At 34.9% G+C, this 1,737-nt stretch carries 1 protein-coding gene; it reads right to left on the reverse strand.

What is annotated here, in order from left to right; all coding sequences use genetic code 11:
* Positions 1–174 precede the first annotated feature (174 nt).
* Positions 175–1,629, reverse strand: a complete 1,455-nt coding sequence (locus VB776_RS24425; protein WP_323699460.1) for an IS1182 family transposase — start codon at positions 1,627–1,629, stop codon at positions 175–177.
* Positions 1,630–1,737 lie beyond the last annotated feature (108 nt).

Below are 1,737 nucleotides of genomic sequence, written 5' to 3' on the forward strand. Positions count from 1 at the left end.
GAGGTCACTGAAAAAGTGATACGTTTCAATACTTGGTTAAGAAGCGATTAGATAAAATTTGATTTTATTTAATCGCTTCTTTTTTTTTTGTTTACTTTTTGTGGATTATTGTGTTCTTTAACTTGTCACACAGCGTATTTTTGCACTATTATCCTATCATTTACAGCATTTTTGTTACGCTACATTTAATTTAAGAATTCTTTTTAAGTTTACTGTAAATATTGCCATAGCTCCTTGCATTTGCATATTTTCAATACCATAAGCATTGGCTCGTCCATATCCATGTACATTTTTCAGTTCGCTATTTTTTGCTTCTATTTTGTACCTATGTTTTGCCTTTTCTTTATAATAATCCGTTTCTTGGAAGTGTATTTGTTCTTGATGTAACGCTGACTTTATAGATACCGAATACGTTTTAGTTTTTGCCCCATCTTTATAACAACCCTCTTTTAAAGGACAACACTTACATTTTTCTGTGTCAAAATAGTAAGTATCCACCTGATTTTCTCCGATGTTTTTTTTGCCTTGTCGAGCCTTTCGTATGGCTATGTGACCAGCAGGACAGACAAATCTGTCAGCATCTTTATTGTAATCAAATTTGTCTTCCTCTTTTCTAAATCCTTGACTAATCGAAGGATTTAGCTTTGCTACAACATGGATGCTTTGACCACTAGCTAAATTAAGGTTTCCTTTCCCTGAGTAAGCTGTATCACCGATAATAGTATCTACTTCTATGCCATTTGCCTGACTAATCTGCAAAAGCTTTGGCAACTCTGGTCCATCTCCTTTTTCGCCTGAAGTTACTACGGCTGCTGTAATGATACGTTCTTCAGTCATGGCAATATGTGTCTTATATCCGAAAAATGAACTGTCGGCTGATTTATGCCCAGTCCTTGCATCCGTATCTTTGGAAAGCATATAGTTTTCTTGGGTATCTTCTAGGGTCTCCTTTAAGAGGTTTAACTTCTCTTTGACCGCAGGAATGGAACATAAGATTTGGTCTGATTCTATATATTTTTCAAGTGCTTTACAATAAGCCAATTCTTTGTCAAGTTCATTAGAACTGTTCTTTTCAGGCATACGTGCCTTCATGTTGTCATCTATGGTGTAAACTGCTTTTCGTAGCAGTTTACTACGTTCTCTCAAGACTTCGAGTGCTGAATATGGATTGGATTTCGATAGAGAATGGGTAGCGTCAACAATAATGGATTTGGATTTAATAATTCCCTTTTCAAGGGCGATAGTGACCGTTTTGTTTATCAATAGGTTCAATAAATCAGTATCCTTCAAACGAAGCTTTCTGAACTTAGTCAACGAACTAGGATTGATAACAGCATCTTGGGGACTCATGCCAAGAAAATATTTAAAGGACATATCGTATTGAGAACGCTCAACAACATCAACGTCAGAGATGGTATAGATTGTTTTTAATAACAAATATTTAAACATGCGTACAGGACTTTCTGCCATACGACCATTATTTGAACAATATTTGTCAAGAAGTTCTTGGTAAATAAAAGTAAAATCTATCAGCTCACTGATTTTGCGGAGCAGGTTATCTTTGGGAATAATCAGGTCATAAAGGCTTGAATATGAACTGAACTGAAGTTTTTCTTGCTGAGATAACATCTTAAAATACATTAATAAATCTATTTCAAGATACAAAAAAACGAGCAGAAAAGCTAAGGCTTTCTGCTCGTTTATGAGAGTTAATAAATAGACTTTTTCAGTAGCCTC

It is taken from the genome of Arcicella gelida (genome assembly GCF_034931025.1).
Taxonomy (GTDB): Bacteria; Bacteroidota; Bacteroidia; order Cytophagales; family Spirosomataceae; genus Arcicella; species Arcicella gelida.